Here is a 19,888-nt window from a genome sequence, read left to right as displayed (position 1 = left end):
ACCGACGGTTGCCGCCTACCGAAAAGGGTAGGCCACGCGGATGCGCAGATGTCTGCACATCCGGGCGGCCCACGTCATGAAATCAAAAAGGGGTTTGTACCGCTACTTCACCTTGCCGCCATCTCGCGCCGACGTCTGCGCAGACGCGATATCGTCTTCAAGGATAACCTGCGCACCCACAAGATCGACGGCGTTCGCCAGGCGATCGAAGCGGTCGGCGCCAAAGTGCGCTATTTGCCGGCCTACTCGCCGGACCTCAATCCGATCGAAATGGCATTCTCAAAGCTGAAGACGGCGCTGCGCAAGCGGGCCGCTCGCACCGTGACAACGCTGATGAAGTTGATCGGCAAGCTCATCAGGGCTGGATCATCCGGTGCAGCGTCCATGCTTCGCCGATGTAGACGTAGCGGACCACATCGCGCAGATCGAAGAAGACGCGCATCATCGCCGCCGCCATATCCTTGCCGAGAAAAGTCGGGTGCGGCTCGATCAGCGTCTCGCCATCGGATGTGATCGCGTGCCACATCGGCGCGATCTCGGCGCGCTTGGCGACGTGGGCCTCGCAAAATTGCGAGGCCCGGTCGAACATTATACGCAACTCTTTTTCGCTCATGCTTCGACTCCGTAGGCGGTGCCAAGCGTGCGCGCCAAGGCGATCACGGCGCGGCGGTGCGTCTGATCGAGCCGCAGCATCGCCTCGTTGATCTCGACGCCATCCTTGGTTGCCAAGAAGCCCGCGAGCTTCGTCACCGTCGGCGGCTTTTTGCTGCCGACCAGATCGCCCATGAAGAACGACACGTCGCTTTCGAGCACGGTGGCGATCTGCTGCAGGCGTCCCGTGCTGACGCGGTTGACGCCCTTCTCGTATTTCTGGACCTGCTGAAAACTGACGCCCAGCTTATCGGCCAGCTCGGATTGGCTGATATGCAATTCCAGTCTGCGTTGCCGCAGCCGGTTGCCGATGATCTTGTCGATCCCGGTGACCGTGCGCGGGTGGGTTTTGCGTGCTGGCATCTACTTTCTCCTTGAGTGACCGTTGGTACGCTTCTTCGGTTTGGATTGCGCTTTGCGCTCTTGCCGCGCCAGCCAATCGGCGGCCACCTTGCGCTCGGACTCGACGTCGATCTCCTTTTTCTTGACGAACTCTTCCTCGTAACCGAGCGAGGTGATCACGGCGGCGATGGTCGCATGCTGCGGCGATCTCGTCGTGCCGTTGAACCAATTGTCGAGCGTCGAAGTCGAGACGCCCGAGATTTCGTGAACGATCTTCAGCTTCTTGATCAAACCCTCGTCCTGTATCAGCGTGCGCATCTTGTCGATGACCGGATTTTTGTCGATGTAGGAGTACGTCCGGTAAGTTCGCATAAACCCCCTAGCCATTGTGCGCTGCTCCCATCATCTCGATCTTATGTCCTTTCGCCGTCAGCTCGTAGCCGCTGCCGTTCTTCTTGATCAGACCGCCGCGCTTGGCGCGGTCCAGCACACCTGCAACACTCTTCGGCGACATGCCCTTCGCCGCCATGTGCTTGCGCAGATCGGCAGGCGACACCGGGCCTGCTTCAAGCGCAGCACGCAGCAAGATGTTGCCTGAGCCGGGAGAGGCGCGGCCCACAGGCCCATGCTTCACATCAGGAGCTGGCAGCGCAGGCACTGCGCCGCCGAGCTGAGCCCGCGCCTGGGCGGTGAGTTGGTGCACGCCCTTATTCGCACCAGCTTCAGCAAGGCCTTTCTTGCGCAGCTGATGCACAGCCCCGTAAGCGCGCGTCTTGTTTCCGCCGAGTGCGGCGCTGATCTCGCTGATGTGCTTCGGCCCCTCCAACAACAGCTTGACGGTGAGCTCCTCAGCGCTCTCGCCGTTGCGAGCCTTCGCAGCTGCTTCCTCTAGCTGCTTCCGTCCAGCTCCTTGACCGCCGTGGCCGAGGTCGAGATGCAGGTCTACTATTCCGGGCATGTCATTTAGTTTGCGCAGCACGGGGCCGAGCGCGATCTCTTCTACTTCGAGTCTGATAGGAAACGTTTTAGGCATCGCTTTGATCACCTTTGCGTTGATCAGGTTTCAGGTCGGCGATGTGAGATTGGGGCAGAAGGGTAGAGGCAGCTTGAGATGCCGCACGAGTTTTTCCTCGCCTTTGTCGCACACACTTTTTGCCCAAGAGCGTCTCGTGCTGCCCCAGCGAGAACGAGACCGACCCCGAGGAGCTGTTAAAATAAGTGACACCGTGGCGGTTGTATAGCGGAGCAAAATATCGTCGGTCGTGGGCGAGTACACACTGCCACCAATGCGTGATTTCAAAAAACGAGCCCCGCCGAAGCGGGGCCACGGTTAGGGAGAATATGCGGTTTGTGACAGGCGTCATCCCGGTGCCGCAGCTCTCATGAGCTTGCTGCTTTCAGCGCGTCGATCTCCGCGCGCAGCTCATCGTTCTGCGTCGATAGCCGCTGCACCGCCGACCACAGTGTCGTCAGCATGTAGCGGTCGTTGATCGCCTTGATCGACATCTCCTCTTCGCCGAGCGCTTCGGCTTCCTTGCTGTCCAGCTCCGGGATGTCGATGTGCTTGAGCGCCGCGCGCATCACACGGTCCACAGCCGGGATGCCAATGTCGCGAACGGCAATCGGCACGAGCAGTTCGACATCCTGTGCAGTCCAGCCGTACAGCGTTTCGTTGGCGACATCACCGCGCCCGAAAAACATCTCGCGCGCCGCTGGGTTCGCTGGCGTGAATTCGTTCACCGGCAGCGCATTGACGATGGCGAGCGCGGCAGCGGGATCAGTCTGTCTGGTGACGCTCTTGACGCGGGCATCCGATGTTTGCCAAGCGCCTGCAGCAAGGAAAGCGCCGGTGTTGCCGTAGAACGAATAGGTGGTGCCGGACAGGTTCTCGCCGCTCATGCCGTAGAGGCTGGTGCCGTTCGCCCATCCGACGACCCCGGCGAAGCCCGGCCCACTGGCTCGAAAATCGGCGGCATAGCTTGCGGTTGCGCCCGTCACGTTAAACGCGGTCACATTGGTGGCGGACGGCTGGTTGATCGTCAGCCCGCCAGTGTTCTGAAAGACCGCCCTGACGGTGCCAGAGAAGCAGATGTTGATCGGTATCGTGCCATTGCTCAGATTGATGTTGTAGCCGCTCGCATCGACGCCAAGCGATCCGTAGGTCACGCCACCTGTACGGTAAAGCGTGATGGCACCGAAACCATTGTCGCCGGTCATGGCAATCGACTTCGGCTGCCACTGGCCCTGCTGCGTCAGCGTCGCGGTCGTATTCAGCGTCATCAGACCGCCAGCGGCGACCGAAGCGGGTGACGCAAAGAAATTCAGATTGCCTGTCGGTGGATCATCAATGATCGCGACACCATAACCGGCGCTCTGCGCTAACCATTGCGAGCCATCGGCGCTCACGAAGACATTGAACCCCAAGCTGGCATCAATCGACATTGAATAGCTGCCGACAGACGCGGGGTAGGCCGGTGCAGGTCGCACTGAGCCGACGCGCAGCGCGCCGGTCATTCGGTCGCCCGCCTTGATGACACGCGAGGTGTCGGATGGGTGAACGTGATCCTCGCGCGAGAAGTTACCCGAGACGCCGACAGCGCCGACGCTGGCCATGATCGGCGTAGCGGTGCCTGGACTGCCTGCACCGGGCACGCCTTGAACGCCCTGCGGGCCTTGCGGACCAACCAGCGACGTGCCTGACGGCCACGCGCCGCCAGCCTTCGGCCCATAGATGAAGTTGGTTGCGGTGTTGATGTAGAAGTTGCCGTTGACGCCGATCCCGGCAGTCGGCGCAACGGTGCCGTACAGCACGGTGTTGCCATCGACGCCCGGATTGCCCTGCGGCCCTTGCACGCCCTGCGCGCCTTGCGGGCCGGTATTGCCGATCACGCCTTGCGGGCCGGTATTGCCCTGCACGCCCTGCGGCCCCGGCGGCCCCGGCACTGTCGAGGCTGCGCCGGTCGGGCCGACAGGGCCTTCCGGGCCGACAGGGCCTTGGATGCCTTGCGCGCCCTGCGGCCCCTGCGGGCCTGTCAGGAGCACAGGCGCAGGCCAGATGCCGCCTTCCTTCGGCCCGTAGAATTGATGGGTCTCCTCGTTGTAGTAGAAGTCGCCATCGACGCCGAGCGAGCTGGTGGGATCGCTGGTGCCGCTCAGCACCGAATTGCCGCGCGCTCCAGGCGGGCCCTGATCGGGTGAGATGATGATCGCAACATCGTCCTGAATGATCTCGACCTCGCCGGTCACATCCAGCGTCTGCGTGATCGAAAAGTCGTTCATCGCGATGGTCCGGGGTTGACGGTGAGCACGCCAGACCAGAGCTGCTGCTTGACGCCGTTCAGCGTCATCACCAGCGACTGGTCATAGGGGCCGATGGTCATCTCCAGCAGCCGCTCGCGCGTGATCAGCACGGTGAAGCTGCCGCCCGGTCCATCGGCGATGTCGATCTCTCCGGTGTCGGTCGAGAGCGTTAGGAAGGCGGTCGCATCCTGCGCATGCCTGCGCGCCTTCATCACGAACGCTGCGCCGGTCAGGTCGATGGGCTCACCGCTGAGCGTGCGATAGAGGAAGCTGCGGAAGAAGTCCGCATCGTTCGCAACGGTGATGTTGACCGTGGCCATCGCTCAGAATCCCTGATAGGCCGCGTCGATTGCCGCCAGCGTTGTGATGCTGCCGCCCGAGATGCCCGCGCTGGTCTGCTCAAAGGCCATGTAACACTGGTTGGTGTGCTCGGCGACCTTGGCCGACATCTGGATCATGGTCGGGGCATCGACATCGTAGAACAGCCCATCCGAGCCGAACCACTTCGTGGTGTAGGTGCTGTCGGCCAGAGCCAAGGCACGACCATCGGAGATCAGGCCGCGCGAGCGATCATCGGTCTTGACCGGGATGCCCGCCGCCGTCATGCCGCCGTTGACCTTGTTGAGGCGCGCGGTGCCGTTGTAGTTCTGCAGTTGCGCCTTGCTGTACTGGCCTGCCGCAGGCTGCGAGAAGTTCGCGCCGTCCCATAGATACAGCGGCAGGAAGTCGCTGACATAGTGGTAGATGTCGGCTTCATCCGGCACCGAAGGCGCGTCAGCCATGCCGTTGCTCGTGAGCCACGCCGCATAATCGCTGTCGCTGGTCGGCACATAGATGTTGCGCGCCGACGAAAGCACGTTGGCTGCATCGCCCGCGACGTGCCAATACCAATCTTTCGGGTTGAACATCGAAGCGCTCCCTTAATTGTACTGGCCGCCGCTTGTGAGGACGCCCGGTTGGTTGCCGGGGAAGTAGCTCGCGCCAGACCCCTGCGTGTTGATGACGCCGTTGAGGGCGGCGAAATACTTCTGGCCGGTGACGAAGCCTGCGCCGGGGAAGGTCGGTGCGCCTGGCACCGGCACCGCAATCGATCCGTTCGAACTGGCGACGGCAATCGCCGCCGTGACGTTCATTGAACCGGCGAAGTTGAACACTGAACCCTGCTGCAGGCCGATGAAGCCACTGAAGAAGGCCGCGAAGAGTTCCTGACAGGAGCTGCCCGTGTTGAAGGTGTGGCTGCCGGGATAGAGATAGCCGCCATACGCTTCGAAAATATAACCGGCAGTCGCGCCCTGCGATGCCGTGTTGATCGTGGCGATCGAGCCGCCGCTTGATGCGGCGAAATTGCACGGCGGGCCTTGGCCGGTGCCGGTCTGGGTGCAGAGATCGCGCACCACCATGTTGTTGGCGCTGGTGCAGAGGAAGGTGTGCTGGTTGTTGGCTCCCATCACGAAGGTCTGGGTTGGACCGGCACCCTTGACGATGATCGACGGGCCAATCACGTTCGGCGTCACGCACGGCTCATTGAAGGTGCCAGCCGACAGATTGATGGTCATCGTGTAGACCGAAGGCCCGTACTTGAACGTCTCCTGCATCGCGCGAACGATGGTCCTGAACGGGCCGTGCGGCGCGGCGACAACCGCCTGCGAGCCATCGTACAGCGCGTCGTCGCCGGTCACTGGGTTGACGTAAAGATTGGTGTTGGCGGCGAGGATCGGCACGAAGGCCGCAGGCGCGAACGATGCGCCGTACAGCTCGAAATTTCCGTGCGGTCCATTGTAGACAAGCAGCGCCCAGTAGCCACCCGGAAGATCACCGGCCTGCAGCGCAGGGCCGCCGCGCCGCACGATGTTCTTGCCGCTCAACCCGTTGATCGAAAGCACCGCAGGGCCGGTGTTGGTGATCGCGACCCGCACCCAGACGAACATGCCGTCGATGTACGCGGTCAGCGCCGGGGTCAGCGCAATCGAAAGAATGTTCACCGCGCCGCTGTCGATGCCTCTGATCACGCCAGCGGATTGCACCGACTTCGATGTCTGGTGCAGGTCCGCATTGTCAGGCACCAGCCCCGCATCGGTGAAGAAGTTGACCAGCTCGCGCTGCGGATACTCAATCGAAGCCGCTGGCGGGATCGAGCCCATCTGCCCGGTGGAGGGATCGCCGTTGATGTACGGGCCGTTCGGATCGCTCACGCCATATGGTGCGTTGTACTTCATTTGCTTTCCCCGCCGCTATGGCGTCCCAGCCATCGGATCGCCCGGATCGCTGAGACCGGAATAGTCGAAGATGATCTGCGTGTGCGCTGGCTTCCAACGGTTGAGCAGGCACTCAAGGTCATCGGCCAGCTTGATGCGCAGATGAGGATCGGCGCCGCACTGGCTCGATGCGCAGCGAAACCAGACGAGGCCCGCCTGATGCACATGCACCGTCCAATAGAAGCGGTTGGTGTCGGGGCCGAGCCCGTAGTATGACCATTCCGACAGCTCGCCGAGCGCGACGTTCTCGCCGTCCGGATTTTTGATCGGCTGGCCCCACTCGTTGTACATCGGGTTGGAGCCGTCGCCGTGAACGCGATTGTCCCCGACGCGGTCGAGGCCGACCACGAAGGTCCGGTATTCGGTGATCGTGACCGAGTAGCCGATCTGCGCGGCGATGCCGATGAAGAACTCGCGCGACTGCGCGCCCTGCATCGTCATGCGCATGATCAGCGCCTGCTGCCGCTCTGCGATACTTTGCGGGCTTTGATAGCAGGGATCGGGCAGGCCCCAGTTGCGCTCCCAGTCCCGCAGCAGCTCGACGGTCTGGCGCGGATCGCTCTCGCGCTCCAGCAGATCGGCGGCGCGGCCATCCACGAAGCCCCAGTAATCGCACAGGCCGGTGATCCCGCGCACCGTAGTGCTGTCAGGCGCGTGCCTCGGCCATGCTTGGCCCTGCGGCAGCAACGCGAGATAGGCCTCGGTGTAGTCGCTGCCGCTGCGCCGGATGTGACGGTCGCTCATCAGACGTAACTGATGGTGCCGAGCACCGCCATGCTACCGACCGATGCCATCACGTAGTCGCTGGTGGAGACCAGCCGGAAGGACTGCACATGCGGGGCGCTCATGATGGCGAAGCTGACCCACGCCGCGAAGATGGTTTGTCCAGGCGCGGCTTTCAGGAACAGCATGCCGCGAATGCTGGCCTCGATCTCGGCCTTGGCTTCATCGGTGTCAGGCATCAGCTCGGCAATGTTGACATCAATGAACTGCTTGATCGGCGCGACCACGTAGCAATCCTTGACGGTGACCGGGCGCATCTTGTCGATGTAGTCGGCAACCCGCTGGATATCGTCAGGCTGCGGCCAGCCGTCGTCATCGGGATAGAGATCGTCCATCAGGAAGCGCACGGTGATGGTGCCGACGCCTTGCTCTGGCGCGGCCCATGCGCGCGTCACGCCGGGGACCGCAAGCGCCCATTGCTCATAGTCGGCGATGCTGCCGCCCATCGGCGGGTTCTGGATGCGGTGCAGGATGCGGGATCGCAGCTGCGCATCGGTCTCGATGTCGGTGCCGCCGCTGACGTGGATGGTCGAGGCCGAGCCGACGCTATTGACGGGCGGCACGATGATCAGCGAGGAGCCATCGGGAATATTGCCGAGCGTGCCGGAATCGAGCGCGCGGATGTTGGCGACGACAGGCGCGGCGACCGAGACGGTGATGTCCTCCAGAGTCTCGAAGGTCAGGCTCTGGTTCGGCGAGTCGGTATTGGCAGGCATGCCGAATCCGCTCTGCAGCTGCGTGAAGGCTGGCAGCACGGTGCCATTGGTGGTGCCGATGATGTTGGCGGTGCCGGTCGCCAGCGCGGGCATCTTACGGCCTGTCGATCCATCGGAATTGACCAGCCAGATATCGCCATGGCGGTCGAGCCATTCGGTCTCGGCTGTGTCAGGCAGCAGCTGCAGCGAGAGCCAGTCGATATACTGCAGGGTCAGATGGCAGAGCGCGCCCTGGTTGTCCGATAGCACGCGCAGCACGCTGTTGGGCACATTGGCATCGGCTCCAGGCAGCGATGCATTCACGGCATCGCGCACCAGCGAGCGGACTTCTCGCAGTGTTGGTGTTGACCAAGGCATCCGCTACGGCCCCATCGCGTCCCAGAGCACCTCGTAACGCAGATCAATCGGCTGCGCGGGTCCTCGATAAACTCTCAGCAGTGCGTCGATGCGTTGCGTGTCCACGCGGTTCACCCAGACATCGAAGCTGGAGCAAACCTTGCGATCCACGAATGGCTGCATGGCGACGCGAATGTAGTTCTCGACCATCATCACGGTGGAGCCCTCGCGCGCCGATGCCGGGTTGATCTTGGCGCGGCGCAGCAGCCACAGCTTCGAGCCGATGGGCCAGCCGTTCCAGATCAGCTCGGCGTCGAGATCGCCCCACCAGCCGCAGCGATCGTTGCTGTCAGGATCGGGCAGCACATCATCAGGCGCGGCCAGCGCGTTGGTGCCGAGCGCAACGCAGACCGCTGTCGCCAACGCCTGCGAGTCGTCCAGCGTGCCATCGGGCAGCAGCAGCCAGTCCAGCGTGACGGAATATTTCGGAAAGATATTGTTCTGGACCAGCCGGATGTCGGGGACATTCGCGGCGCTGCTCATCGCTCACCCGACCTTGGCGTAGACGTTGACCGAGAGTCCTGCGTCGGTGCCGACGCGCCCGAAAGTGGCTTCGCCTTTCTTGGCCCCGAGGTAGACCTCGCCGCCGACGACATGCACATAGATTTTTCCGTCATCGAGCATCAGGTGCGCTTCCTTGCCCGCGAGGCGCGTGGCTCCAGCGGTGACATCGACAAAGCGGCTGGCCTTCTGGTTGTCCTTCTTGAGCGATTCCTGCCCGCGCTTTTGCTGGCCGCCCTGCGATCCGCCAGCGCTGCCATCGAGCGCCTGCACGCCCGCGCCACCGCTGCTCTGGCTGGAATTGCCTTCGCTGTCCTGATCGACCAGCGCCATGCGCACGGTCTTGTTCTGCGGCGCGCTCCAGAATCCACCATCCTGCGTCATGTGGAATTGCTGCTTGTCGCCGCGCCCGCGAAACATCGCGGTGTCGCCTTTGTCCAGCTTGTAGAGCCGATGCCGCCGATCATCCATCGGGCCCGATGCCGGGAAGGATCGGTTGCCGCCCATGAATCCGATGAAGGTCTCGGCGCTCGCGGTGATCTTGCCGTCCTGCCCCTTCTCGGCATCAAACACCACGCTGGTGAAACCATAATTCTGCGCGGCCTCGATCTCGGAGCGGGTCTCGTTGGCCATAAAGTTGCCGCCCATCTCCTGCATCAGCTTGGTGTCGTCCACCTTATCGACGACGCTGCGCGCCCCGCCTGCGGTATAGGCGCGGATCGAAGTATTAAGCGGCGTGGCCCGGTGCATAGTCTGCTCCTCTAGCCGGGGTTGAAGTTCGCGCGATCTCGCAGCAGCTCGGGGTTCACCAGATCGAGCGTGGTCAGCGTCCCGGTATTGTTGTCCTGGGTGAATGTGCAGTTCTGAATTTTCATATTGTTGTTCAGCATCGCCATCGGCGAGTAGACGAAGACATCATCGCCTGCGCGCCAGAGGCTGGAGCCATCGCGCAGCCAGCCTTGCACCACGATGGTTGCCTGAATCGTGGTGCCTTCATGCCAGACGCTTTCGTTCTTCGCGCGGGCCTGTATCTCGGCCTGCGTCTTCACCGGCTGCTCGGCGGCAGTGATCAGCTTGCTGAACACCGGGGATGAGCCGCCGACCTTGCCGGTCAGCTCGCTGGCGGCAGTGCCTGAATTGTCGTCGCTGGCTGGTGCCTGCCCATCGACCCGATATTCGGTATAGGTATGCTCGTGCGTGATCACGCACTGGCATGATTTGATGTTCTGGCCTTCCACCAGCTGGGCCACGACAGCCCCGGAATGATCGCCGATCAGCAGGAAGTTGCCCTGACTATCCGAGCCCATCACCACGCCGCGAGGTCGCGCGATGCGTTCAAGGAAGTCCCAGACCAGCTCGCCCTTTTCGTTCTGCAGCTTGTCGAACGGCGTCATGTCGGGCAAGCCGATCACTTTCAGCCCGACGCCATAGGAGGAGATCACCTCCTGCGCCACCTGCACGATGTTCTTCTTGTCGAAGTTGCCGGTCTTGGTATCAACGCTTGAGCGCGCCGCCCAGGCGGTGGCGCTCTTGCCGATCAGCATCACGCCGTGCGCGTGCGCGTCATAGGCGACCTGTCGCGTCTCGATGTAGCCGCTGACCGCGCGCTGCCCAGCCAGATCGATGGTGCATTGATCACCCGGCTTGAACTGCAGCTTTGCGATCAGCGGGAAGGGCCCGCCCTTCTTGTTGATGATCGGGTCGCGCTCGGCTGCAGTGAAGCGGAAATAGGTGAAGCTGTCGGCCCAGCGGTGCTGCACCCAGACCGATTCCCAGTCTTCGAACTTCTGGCCGTTGACTTCAAGAACGGCGACTTCTTGCGGTTTCGGCATGATGATCAGGCCGACAGCGCTTGGCCGCTCGGCTGGCAGAAAGCCGGATGCACGACCTTGTTCTCGGCGCGCAGCTCATCGCTGCGCGAGGCGTCGGCATAGAGTTTGTAAGCCATCACCAGACTCGGCAGCGGCTCGTAAAATCTGAAGTTGACCACGCGCGGCAGCGGTCGCGCGGTCGCTGCCAGATGCTGAGTGACGGCACCATGCAGCGCCACCAGCATCTGGAAAGTCATCTGGTCCATATCGTCGGCGGCGATCTCCTCGGCGTCCTGGAACGGCTGCTGCAGCTGCTGCTTGATCGCGGTGACATCCTGTCGGCTGACAAAGGTCATGCTGGCGATGATGCGGCACTGCGCGGCGAGGCAAAGCCGGATGCCCGCGTCCATCACCAGCGCGCCGCCCAGCGTTACCGGGGCCTCGCCCTCGATCTGCTGGCGGACATACTCCAGCTGCTGCGCCTTCGCGCCAGCCTGCCGCGCCAGCTCGAAGCATTCATCGAGCGGCGGGCCCAGCGCGTCATCGATGCAAAGTTTGTAAGCGTTTGCCCGCGTGTCGCTGATGGCGGTGCGGGCTTCTGATCCGGCGCGGCCCTGCGATGGCACGGTGCCAAGCAGATTGGTCAGCATCCGGTCAACTATCGGTGCGGCTTCATTGGCGTCGAGCCGCTTCATCGGTTGAGCCCAATCGCTGGCGGCAGCGGCAGAGCTGACAGCGAGCGCAGCACCTGAGATCGCAGCGCCTCGCTGGTCTGCACAATCGCGGTGGCAGTGGCGGCGGCTGGCGCAAAGGTCTGCGGATCGAGCCCGTACTCCATGAACGTCATGTCGATCACGCAATAGCCGCCGAAGCGCTCCTCTTCGGTCAGGCGATAGCGCGGGCAGACCACCAGCTGCGAGGCCTGCGTCGGCAGCTGCAGCGTGCCTGGACCTTCGGCCTCCAACTGCCTGACCAGCTGATCGCGCGGCTGGCGGTAGTCGCGCTGATAGAGCGAGTCGCCGCTGTCGTAGGGAAACACGATGCAGTAGCCGCGCACGTTGAACTCGCGCGCAGCTCGGCCCATGTCCTCGGCATAGGGCAGGTCCTTTTTCGGGAACTGATGCTGCACGATCCTGCGCCCGCTCTCGCGCCCGTTGGCCTCGCAATGGAAGCGAGCGCCATTGAACGAGGCGGGCATCAGGCTTTGCCGCCACAGCGCGGGCAGATCGAAAATGTTGCTCATATCGGCGGGCTCTCCATTCCCGGCCCTCGGCGCGCGGGCTCCATCTGCGTCTGGCGATTGATCTCGACATTCTTGAACAGGCCGCCGCCTTCAGCGCCGACGCTGGTGCCCTTCGGCGCGTTGACATCGACACTGATCTTGCCGGTGCCTTCGACCTTGGTGGATGCGGCCTGCGTCTTGTCGATCTGCTGGCGATCCCGAACCGCCAGCGCGGCGCGCTTCGCGGTCAAGCCTTCGTCGGCTTCCTTGTGGCCCGGATTGACTTCGCCATGTCCGAAGATCGGCGTGTTCGGATATCGCAACGCCATAAACTTCGCATAGGCCTGCGCCTGCTGCGGCGTGACATCCTTGTCGTCCTTGGCGATGATCTCCATGCCGACGACATTGCGGTTCGAGAGGCCTGCACCCTTGCCCCAGCCGGTTCTCATGTGCGACGCGCCGGGGCTGCCGGTCTGGACGATGTTGCCTTCGCGATCCATCACATACTGAACGCCGAGGCCGCGCTGGCGCAGCGTGTTCTGCACGCCCGCAACGCTGCCGCGCCCGCCAGTATGATGGGTGATGAAGGCTGCAGGATCACTGCCGCCGACTGCGCTCACTCTCGGCGGCAGATCGCCCGCTGGTGTGTCGCCAGCGCCAGCGCCGCTACCTGGGCCAGCGGTCTGCCCGTTCGGTGCTGGACCTCCCGGCAATCCCTCGCGCGGCCCGACGCCGACGCGTGCTGCACCGTGGTACGGACGCCAGCCGGTCTTCCCCACATTCGACAGCGCGTAGTCGATGGTCGCTTTCTCGTTCGCCGGATCGAGCGGATCGAGGCCGGTCTTTTTCTGAAACTCGTTGCCGAGCCCGCCGCCTGTATAGAGCTGGAATGCACCGCCGGACTTGCCGCGATCACCGAGGAAGGTCCGCAGGCCTTCCGACTTCGCCACGCGAACCGCTGTATCGGGATCGACGCCATACTTCTTTGCGGTCTCGCGGATATAGGGCTCCATCCCGCGCGGATCGTCGCCCTTGCCGAGCGAGATCGGTCCCTTGGTGTTCGGCGTGCCGCCACCGCCGCCGCCATGCGCTGGTGTCGATCCTGCGCCTGCGCCCGAGCCTGCACCGACATCGCTGCCATAGGGCGCGCTCCGGCCGAGGTCGGCATAGCCGCCGCCGCCGAAGGGGCGGCCCATGCCGCCGCCACCGCGCGGCCCAAAGGGCCCGCCGCCGCCCGGACTGTAGGCTGCAGGGATGATGCCGCCGCCGCCAGCGCCGCCACCGAATCCGGTCGGCTGGTAGCCGCCGCCGCGCAGCAGCTCGGTCAGCTGCTTGGTGGCCTCGGTGTTCTTCTCCAGCTCCTGCGGGACGCGATCTTTCCATCGATCCTCGAATGACCTTCCGCCGCCGCCGATGCCGAACTTGTCGAACTTTTCCTGAATGCTCTCCTTGGCCTTGTCGGGCCGCAGCAGGTGCTCCTCCTGCACTTGTGTGATCTTCTTGGTGAGGGAATCGAGCGCGCCCTCGGCCAGCTTCAGCGCGGTGATCAGGTACGGGATGAAGGGCTGCTTCATCGACTCGACCAGATCGTCGTACTTCTTGGTGACCTGTCCCCACTGGTTGGCCAGCGCCACCGCGTTGGCCTGTCGCGCATCGGCGAGTTTCTGCTCCTCGGCGCTCAGCTTGGTGAGCGCGCCAGCCGCAGCCAGCTGCGCGTTGTAGCCCTGCAGCTGCCAGAAATTGTTGCGGCGGTTGGCGGCTTCCTGCTCGCTGGCTCCCGCCCTGATGGCGTTGCGATAGACCTGCTCGCCCCCCTCGCGGATGATGTTGAGCTGGGTGGTGATGTCCTTCGCATGCGTCAGGCGGTCGAGATAGGCCTGCATGTTGGCGACCGACTGCGCATCGGGCCCTGCGTTCTTCAGCAGCTCCAGCCGCAGCTGACTGCCTTGGCGCTGCAGGTCCGCGATCTTCGCCGACACCGCGCTCACCGAATTGGCGGCGGTCTCGCCCGAGATGCCGAAGGCCTTCAGCTGCTCGATGACATCCTTGTATTGCGAGGGGCTCACGCCGATCTGTTTCGCCTGCTGGTTCAGCGTCCTGATCTTCTCGGCATATTCGACCAGCGCCTTGCTCTGCCGCATGATCTCGAAGCCGAACAGCGCGAGCCCCGCGGCGCCAGCGGCCAGCCCGCCGCGTAGCATGCCGAGCCCCTTGAAGGTCTCGCCGATCTCGTTGCCGAGGCCCTTAATCTTTTGCTGCAGCTCGCCGGTTTCGCGCTTGAACTTTTCGAGATGCTGCTGACCAGCGCCGCTGCCGAGCAGCTTGACCTCTTCATTGAGTTTCGTCAGCCCAGCCGAAGCGTTGTCGGCCAGCGTAACTGTTAGGCGCAGCTCTTCCTGTTCAGTGGCCATCAGTCATCATCATCTGCTGCTGCCTGCTGCGCGCGGTCAATCTGCGCGGTGCGATGCAGGTGCAACCAGACATCGCTCAGCGGCATCGACAAAAACACTTCAGGGCTGACGTGATACCAGCGTGCCAGGCGGTAGCAGTCGAGGATGATCTCCTCCTCGCTGCCTACCAGGCCGCTGGATCGGGAAGAAAAAAACGCCGCAGCCGGTAGGCGCAGCTGTTCCAGTCGCGCGGGTCCATCTCCTCGATGAACGGCGGCAGCACTCCCGACAGCGCTGCGATCATGTAGGACATCTTGCGCTCGTCGATCAGCACATCACCGTCTTGATTGACGCGGATCGGATTGCCATAGCGGTTGATGTCACCAGCTCGCGGCTCGCGCAGCGAGATTTCCCTGACATCCTCACCGCGATTGTTGCGGATCGGCTTATAGATCAGTTTGACGATGATGGGCCACTCATCCTGCTCCAGCGGCCCCACTTCATCCGGGGACGGCTCGATCTCGGGCGGCGGCACCGCCCGCTTGGTGCCGCTCGGCGGGATGATCTCGGGCTCGGGCTTGTCGTCCACGAAGCCCTCATGTCTCGGCTTGACGTTCACAGGGCCATCTCCTCACACGTCAGGCCTTCCCAGCGCACGCGGACCTGACCATCTCGGGTGTTGTTCTCGAAGCCGCCCTTGCAGGTCGCGCTGGTGAGCACGTACTGCATGCGGTTGGCAAGCTGCGCGACCACCGTGACATCGGTCTCGGCGAGCAGCGTCTCCAGCGACAGGCCGGGGACGGTTGACAGATCGCCCTCGATGTACGGCACGCGCGGCAGCTCCTGATAGCCATGCACGCCGTCCTGTCCCGCGATCATGGTGCGCTCGACGGGCGACGGGCTGACCGTGAAGTTGCCGCGCAGCGCCAGCTGATCGCCATCGACGGTCAGGAAGGCGATGCCCGCGATTCTTTGTGCCATTGTTCAGTCTCCTCTGGAGTTGCGGGGTGAGATCAGGAAGCGCCCGACGCGGCGTTGAACGGCGGCGACGGCTGGCCGATGATCTGGCTGTCGATGCCTCGGTCGTACTGCAGCCTGAACTGCGCCAGCACCGCGAAGATGCGCAGCTGGTTGATCAGGTCAGGCGGATACAGGACGTTGACGCGGTTCGGATCGTTGGGGTCGCGCTCAACGATCAGGTGCTGCTTGAAGGCCGCGAGGTTCTCGACAAGGCCGACATACATATCCTGCTGATACTCGGAGACCAGCTCGGCCTTGATGATGCCGGGAGTGACGATGGCCTGACCTGCGCCGAACTTGGTGCCGTCATCAGCCAGCTTGTGGCGCGGGAATTTCGACGTGATGGCGTGCTTCTGATTGCGCAGCAGCTTCGCCAGTGTCGCGAGCGTCGTCACCAGCTCATAGGCATCATCGGGCTGGCCGTAGAGGTTGGTCTGATACGTGGTCTGCTCTCGCGCGATCATCGGCTGGTTGTCGGCACCGATCTTTGCGATGGCGAGGCCATTGGATGCCAGCGAGTTCAGCTCAACGAAGTCGAACCGCTCGTGGATCGGCGCGGCCTTGATCTGGTTCAGCGTCAGCGCCTGCAGCGGACGCGCCGGATCGTTGATCAGGGCTCGCTGCGCCTTCGCAGCATAGGCCGCCGCCCACTCGAATGAAGGCGAGCGCGAAGCGACTTCCAGCGCCATCACCGACTCGACGCCGCTGTTGTACTGGTCGCCGAACAGCACGAGATCGGCATAGGTGCCGCGCTTGGCCGAGAAGACATGGCCGAACAACTCGCGCTGCCAGCCCCAGCGGCCCTGATCGGTGAAACCATATTCCTGATCCCACGCGAACAGCGAGTTGCTGTCGGTGTACGGCATTGCGACATATTCGAACGGCTCTTCGCCGAGGTTGATGATCGCGTTGTCGAAGTCAGGCGCTCCGGTGCCGCCAGTCAGGAATGCGGTCGAAGGCAGATCGATGCCGAGCCCGATGGGAGTCTGCTCGCCGCCTCGGCTGCCGTAGTAGTTCAGCGAGACGCTGATGTCGTTGGCGTTGACGCTCTTGAACACCGAGGTGATGGTGACCGCGCCAGTGACGGATGCAGCAGTGACAGGAAGCGCCACGTCCGCATTGATCGCAGCGGCGATGGCGTCGGCGATCTCGGGGATGGTGTCAGTGGTCGAGACCTGCACCGGAACATGCTCGCCCGCGATGTACAGATGGATGGTGCCAGCAGCAGTCGGCACGGTGGTGATCGTGACGTCGCCAGTGGCAGCTGCCGCGCCGACCGGCTCGGCGACCGGCAAGCCCCAGACCTCGTTAGCGAAGTTGTTGGCGAAGAACGCCTTGAACATTCGCGCCAGCTCAGAGCCTTCACCGAAAGCCTGATCGGCCTGCGCCTGGCTGCCAATCGGAATCGCGATGTCCTCGGTGGCATTGCCTGCGGCGACTTTCATGCCGACCAGCAGCGCCCGCAGATTGATGGTCGGCAGGCCTGCCATCGACGGATCGACTTCGACCCAGTAGAGCGGCACCTTGATATTGGCGGGGATGTTGGCAAAGCTAATCGGCATAGCGTCCTCCTATGATCGCGCCTGGTTACGCAGCGTCGTTGCCGCCCTCGGGGCGTGCGCCGTGCTGCGGTCTGCGGCGCTCTTGCGGTTTCGATTGCTCTTGCTCGGCGGGCTCGTCGCGCGTGATCGAGCCATCGGCCAGCCTGCGCTTGGTGAAGCGATCATTCGGCCAGACCTTGCCGCCCTCGGCAGGGAAGCCGCCGCCCTTGGGATGCTTCAGCACCGCGCGGTATTCTTCCTTGGCCGGTGAGACGCGGATGCCGGGAGCGACGGTTTCGGCGATCATCTGCACGCGCTCGTTCTGGCGCTTTCCGCGAAGCGCGACCTTGCTCATAACCCTCATTGCTTTGTCTCCCTCTTCATGGCCTTGCGAAGTTGATCGAACTGGTACTGGACGTGAATCTGCTGGCGCTGATCCATGTCGGCCTGCGAGTCACCGGGCTTGATGCCGGTGACCACATCGATGGTGTTGAGATCGTCGGTGATGATCGGCGGCCAGCCGCTGCGGAAGAAAATTGAAACGTCGTATTGCAGCTCGGCGACCGGCGTTTCGTTATTGAGGCCAGCGGCTCCGAAGACATGGCGGCGCACGCCGCGTGGCAGGCTCTCGATCATGGTGTTGTCAGGCAGGCTGCTGAGCACCACGTTCATCAGCTTCTGATCCGGCCAAAGCCGGTTCATGATCCTCCACCAAGCCGCATCGATCTGCGCCTCGGCGGCAACCTGATCGTTATTCGCGACCACCACCGAGAAGCCGATGCGCAGCGTATGGCTGAAGCGGATATGTCCCGCGTTGCCATCACCATCCGGCAGCATCTGCTCCTCGATGATGTAGACGCCCAGGTACGGCAGCAACTGATGCTGCACGCTCAGCATCTTGGTCTTGCGCGCGGTGTAGCTGGCGAAGAACGGATCGGTGCTCACCGCATCGAACAGCCCGTCGCGAATCACCAGCGAGTAGGACTGCGTGTCGGTGAGGCCCATGTCACATGATCGTTTCGAACTTTCGGATGGTCAGCATGGTCTGGCCGCCGCCATCGCTCGATGCATCGGTGATCTGGTATTCGCCGCGCGGCACGTTGTTGCAGTCCTTGGGGATCACCAGATGATCGTCCTGCTGCGGCAGCACGCTGAACTCGCTCTCGCGGATATCGAGGATCGTGCGCTGGTCGGAATAGAGTTGCCCATCGAGGCCAGCGACATCGAGGCTGTAGGTATTGAGGATGCCGCGCCGCGTGTAGTCAGGCTGCCCCGGCTGCGACTTGATCGGCTTGAACACGACAGGCACCGCCCAGAAGTCGAAGATCGGCCCCTGCAGCAGCACATCGAGATTCACGGCCATTTGGTTGCCCCAGCGAGCAGCCTTTTCATTCGCTCAACGAGCTGATCGAACAGCGAGGCCCGCAGGATCGGGCGATTGCTGCGCACCACCGGGCCCGCCTGCTTGGGCCGATGCTGCTGCGGTGCCTGATGCCGCCGCTGCCTGACATCAGTGCGCGAGCGCGGCCAGATCGAGGTGGCTGCGACAGTCTGGTCGCTGCCTGCATCGACCTGCATATTCGGATACTGGCGCTTCATGTCCTCGCGCTGCCAGTTCTCCAGCTCCTGCGGCATGCTGGTGTGCAGCTCGGTGATCTGCGCGCTGTACTTGTTCAGCTTGGCCAGCAGCTGATCGACGCCCTCGATCCTGACCTCAAACATAGAAGCGCATATATTTGTAGAGCAGCGCGTTGACGGTCTCGGCGGCATCGCCGAGCATCCCCATCACGCCGCTGGTCAGGGCCTTGTTGGTATCCATGAACTGCACGCGCGACTCGCGGTGCGTGATCGATTTGATCCCGGCGACAGCTGCACGGACCCGCTGCATGCGCGCCGCCTGGATCAGCAGCGCGGTCGCCTGCTTCAGCGCGGGTGGGGCTTCGTCGGGCAGATTGTAGCCGCCGCTATAGGTGACGGTGATCGGCTCCGACCACGCGCCATCGATCCGCATCGTGCCGGATCGGTTCTCGATCTCATAAGCGGTCGGATCGACCAGCGCACCGCGCGGCGATTCCACGGTCGTCACATCGCCATCGGCGACCGGGTAATGCGTGAGGAAAAGCCGGGGACAATCGAATGGCATCGAGTCGCCGCGCCATGTCTCGGCGACCTTCTCGAAGCCGAAGACCCGATTGCACATCGTCGCGACCACATCGCTGTAGTGCTCGATGTCCTGCTGCAGCGCGGCGTCCTCGCTGGTGTCGCTGGGATTGATGTTCAGCATTAGCTTCAGCTCGTCGAGCGTCAGCAGATCGTAGCTCTCGGCCTCGGTGATCACCTTGACCCAGATGTCGGCCATCAGCTCGCCTCGTCCTGGAATTGCACGAACAGCTCGCGCAACTGCAGCGGTGCGGCCTCGCTGGTGTCCGACAGGATCGGCGTTGCGGTGTAGGCCTCGCGGTCGATTGTCCAGCCGATGATCGAGGGCGCAGGCAGGCCGCGCTCGCCGCGCGCTCCCGCTTCGCCACGCGCACCGGGCGGGCCCTGCTTGCCGGGGCGGCCAGCGCTGGCGATCAGCTGCCAGCCTTCGCCGGGGCACGGCCCCGGATCATCGCTGCGTGCGATGAAGCTGGAGCCGCCAAGGGCTACGATGTTGAGGAACGAATAGTTCTCTCCCTCGCGGTAGGTGCCGAGAATTTTCGGCATCACTGCATCGCGTCCCTTGGCGGCGATCAGCTGCCAGTCCTCGTGCGGCGGCGCTTTCGCGGTGTCGCATCGAGCCTGATAGGTCGAGCCCTGATGCAGGACGAGATCGCCATCGTAATGGACCGAACCGTCTTCATAGGCTCGCGCCGTCTTCAACTGCCCCGGTGCGCCCTTCTCACCGGGCGGGCCCGCTTCGCCGCGCTCGCCGGTTTCGCCTTTTTCACCGGGGACACCCTGATCGCCTGCAGGGCCCG

At 63.2% G+C, this 19,888-nt stretch carries 24 protein-coding genes and 2 pseudogenes; 1 reads left to right on the top strand and 25 read right to left on the bottom strand.

The window, feature by feature from the left end; all coding sequences use genetic code 11:
• Positions 1 to 48: 48 nt before the first annotated feature.
• A pseudogene (locus K359_RS65730) lies at positions 49 to 357 on the top strand (transposase); the annotation flags it as partial.
• Here the strand turns inward: K359_RS65730 and K359_RS65725 are convergent.
• The 25 genes and pseudogenes from K359_RS65725 to K359_RS64020 form a co-directional block, all read right to left on the bottom strand.
• Positions 356 to 613, bottom strand: coding sequence for a hypothetical protein (locus K359_RS65725; protein ID WP_245285001.1), 258 nt, complete (start codon positions 611 to 613; stop codon positions 356 to 358). The pseudogene K359_RS65730 and the gene K359_RS65725 overlap by 2 nt on opposite strands.
• Entirely contained in the window at positions 610 to 1,014 is a 405-nt protein-coding gene (locus K359_RS0150685) for a helix-turn-helix domain-containing protein (RefSeq protein ID WP_029085690.1), read from the bottom strand. Before K359_RS0150685 ends, K359_RS65725 begins: the two co-directional genes overlap by 4 nt.
• On the bottom strand, positions 1,015 to 1,380 hold the full coding sequence (locus tag K359_RS0150680; protein WP_156929198.1) for a hypothetical protein: 366 nt from the start codon (positions 1,378 to 1,380) through the stop codon (positions 1,015 to 1,017).
• Positions 1,373 to 2,038, bottom strand: coding sequence for a hypothetical protein (locus tag K359_RS0150675; RefSeq protein ID WP_156929197.1), 666 nt, complete (start codon positions 2,036 to 2,038; stop codon positions 1,373 to 1,375). Before K359_RS0150675 ends, K359_RS0150680 begins: the two co-directional genes overlap by 8 nt.
• Positions 2,039 to 2,373: 335 nt before the next feature.
• Positions 2,374 to 4,272 (bottom strand): collagen-like protein, encoded by a 1,899-nt coding sequence (locus tag K359_RS66090; protein ID WP_051346915.1) that lies wholly within the window; start codon positions 4,270 to 4,272, stop codon positions 2,374 to 2,376.
• A complete protein-coding gene (locus K359_RS0150665; protein WP_029085687.1) occupies positions 4,269 to 4,613 on the bottom strand; it encodes a hypothetical protein in 345 nt (114 codons plus the stop codon). The genes K359_RS66090 and K359_RS0150665 overlap by 4 nt, the downstream gene beginning before the upstream one ends.
• A 3-nt stretch (positions 4,614 to 4,616) precedes the next feature.
• Positions 4,617 to 5,201, bottom strand: a complete 585-nt coding sequence (locus K359_RS0150660; RefSeq protein ID WP_029085686.1) for a DUF4376 domain-containing protein — start codon at positions 5,199 to 5,201, stop codon at positions 4,617 to 4,619.
• Between the two features lie 12 nt (positions 5,202 to 5,213).
• Positions 5,214 to 6,509, bottom strand: coding sequence for a hypothetical protein (locus K359_RS0150655; protein WP_029085685.1), 1,296 nt, complete (start codon positions 6,507 to 6,509; stop codon positions 5,214 to 5,216).
• Positions 6,510 to 6,524: 15 nt separating this feature from the next.
• On the bottom strand, positions 6,525 to 7,292 hold the full coding sequence (locus K359_RS58265) for a YmfQ family protein (RefSeq protein ID WP_051346914.1): 768 nt from the start codon (positions 7,290 to 7,292) through the stop codon (positions 6,525 to 6,527).
• Positions 7,292 to 8,350 carry a baseplate J/gp47 family protein gene (locus tag K359_RS0150645; protein ID WP_198031317.1) on the bottom strand — a complete coding sequence of 353 codons (1,059 nt, stop codon included), beginning with the start codon at positions 8,348 to 8,350 and terminating at the stop codon, positions 7,292 to 7,294. Before K359_RS0150645 ends, K359_RS58265 begins: the two co-directional genes overlap by 1 nt.
• Positions 8,351 to 8,407: 57 nt before the next feature.
• On the bottom strand, positions 8,408 to 8,926 hold the full coding sequence (locus K359_RS58260) for a phage GP46 family protein (RefSeq protein ID WP_051346913.1): 519 nt from the start codon (positions 8,924 to 8,926) through the stop codon (positions 8,408 to 8,410).
• Between the two features lie 3 nt (positions 8,927 to 8,929).
• Complete coding sequence (locus K359_RS0150635) at positions 8,930 to 9,694, bottom strand: phage baseplate assembly protein (protein ID WP_029085683.1); 765 nt, start codon at positions 9,692 to 9,694, stop codon at positions 8,930 to 8,932.
• 11 nt (positions 9,695 to 9,705) lie between these two features.
• Positions 9,706 to 10,776, bottom strand: coding sequence for a phage baseplate assembly protein (locus K359_RS0150630; RefSeq protein ID WP_029085682.1), 1,071 nt, complete (start codon positions 10,774 to 10,776; stop codon positions 9,706 to 9,708).
• Between the two features lie 5 nt (positions 10,777 to 10,781).
• A complete protein-coding gene (locus K359_RS0150625) occupies positions 10,782 to 11,450 on the bottom strand; it encodes a hypothetical protein (RefSeq protein WP_029085681.1) in 669 nt (222 codons plus the stop codon).
• Positions 11,447 to 11,998: a DNA circularization N-terminal domain-containing protein gene (locus tag K359_RS0150620; RefSeq protein ID WP_029085680.1), complete on the bottom strand. Its 552-nt coding sequence runs from the start codon at positions 11,996 to 11,998 to the stop codon at positions 11,447 to 11,449. Before K359_RS0150620 ends, K359_RS0150625 begins: the two co-directional genes overlap by 4 nt.
• A complete protein-coding gene (locus tag K359_RS58255) occupies positions 11,995 to 14,388 on the bottom strand; it encodes an N-acetylmuramoyl-L-alanine amidase (RefSeq protein WP_051346912.1) in 2,394 nt (797 codons plus the stop codon). The genes K359_RS0150620 and K359_RS58255 overlap by 4 nt, the downstream gene beginning before the upstream one ends.
• 163 nt (positions 14,389 to 14,551) lie before the next feature.
• Positions 14,552 to 14,986: a phage tail assembly protein gene (locus K359_RS0150605; protein WP_029085679.1), complete on the bottom strand. Its 435-nt coding sequence runs from the start codon at positions 14,984 to 14,986 to the stop codon at positions 14,552 to 14,554.
• On the bottom strand, positions 14,983 to 15,348 hold the full coding sequence (locus tag K359_RS56985) for a phage tail tube protein (RefSeq protein WP_051346911.1): 366 nt from the start codon (positions 15,346 to 15,348) through the stop codon (positions 14,983 to 14,985). The genes K359_RS0150605 and K359_RS56985 overlap by 4 nt, the downstream gene beginning before the upstream one ends.
• 32 nt (positions 15,349 to 15,380) lie before the next feature.
• Complete coding sequence (locus K359_RS56980; RefSeq protein ID WP_051346910.1) at positions 15,381 to 16,949, bottom strand: phage tail sheath C-terminal domain-containing protein; 1,569 nt, start codon at positions 16,947 to 16,949, stop codon at positions 15,381 to 15,383.
• Between the two features lie 25 nt (positions 16,950 to 16,974).
• Positions 16,975 to 17,292 (bottom strand): hypothetical protein, encoded by a 318-nt coding sequence (locus tag K359_RS0150590; protein WP_156929196.1) that lies wholly within the window; start codon positions 17,290 to 17,292, stop codon positions 16,975 to 16,977.
• Positions 17,289 to 17,933, bottom strand: coding sequence for a hypothetical protein (locus tag K359_RS0150585; RefSeq protein ID WP_029085677.1), 645 nt, complete (start codon positions 17,931 to 17,933; stop codon positions 17,289 to 17,291). The genes K359_RS0150590 and K359_RS0150585 overlap by 4 nt, the downstream gene beginning before the upstream one ends.
• A 1-nt stretch (position 17,934) precedes the next feature.
• Positions 17,935 to 18,291 carry a hypothetical protein gene (locus tag K359_RS0150580; protein WP_029085676.1) on the bottom strand — a complete coding sequence of 119 codons (357 nt, stop codon included), beginning with the start codon at positions 18,289 to 18,291 and terminating at the stop codon, positions 17,935 to 17,937.
• The gene (locus tag K359_RS0150575; protein WP_029085675.1) at positions 18,282 to 18,650 is read right to left on the bottom strand and encodes a hypothetical protein; all 369 of its coding nucleotides are present in this window, start codon (positions 18,648 to 18,650) and stop codon (positions 18,282 to 18,284) included. The genes K359_RS0150580 and K359_RS0150575 overlap by 10 nt, the downstream gene beginning before the upstream one ends.
• On the bottom strand, positions 18,643 to 19,287 hold the full coding sequence (locus K359_RS0150570) for a phage head-tail connector protein (protein ID WP_029085674.1): 645 nt from the start codon (positions 19,285 to 19,287) through the stop codon (positions 18,643 to 18,645). Before K359_RS0150570 ends, K359_RS0150575 begins: the two co-directional genes overlap by 8 nt.
• Positions 19,287 to 19,888, bottom strand: a pseudogene (locus K359_RS64020) (collagen-like protein); the annotation flags it as partial. The gene K359_RS0150570 and the pseudogene K359_RS64020, both read right to left, overlap by 1 nt.

Origin of the sequence: Bradyrhizobium sp. th-b2 (genome assembly GCF_000426785.1) — a bacterium.
Taxonomy (GTDB): Bacteria; Pseudomonadota; Alphaproteobacteria; order Rhizobiales; family Xanthobacteraceae; genus Bradyrhizobium; species Bradyrhizobium septentrionale.
The sequence above is the reverse complement of the archived record's forward strand: the minus strand, read 5'-3'. Positions and strand labels throughout refer to the sequence as shown.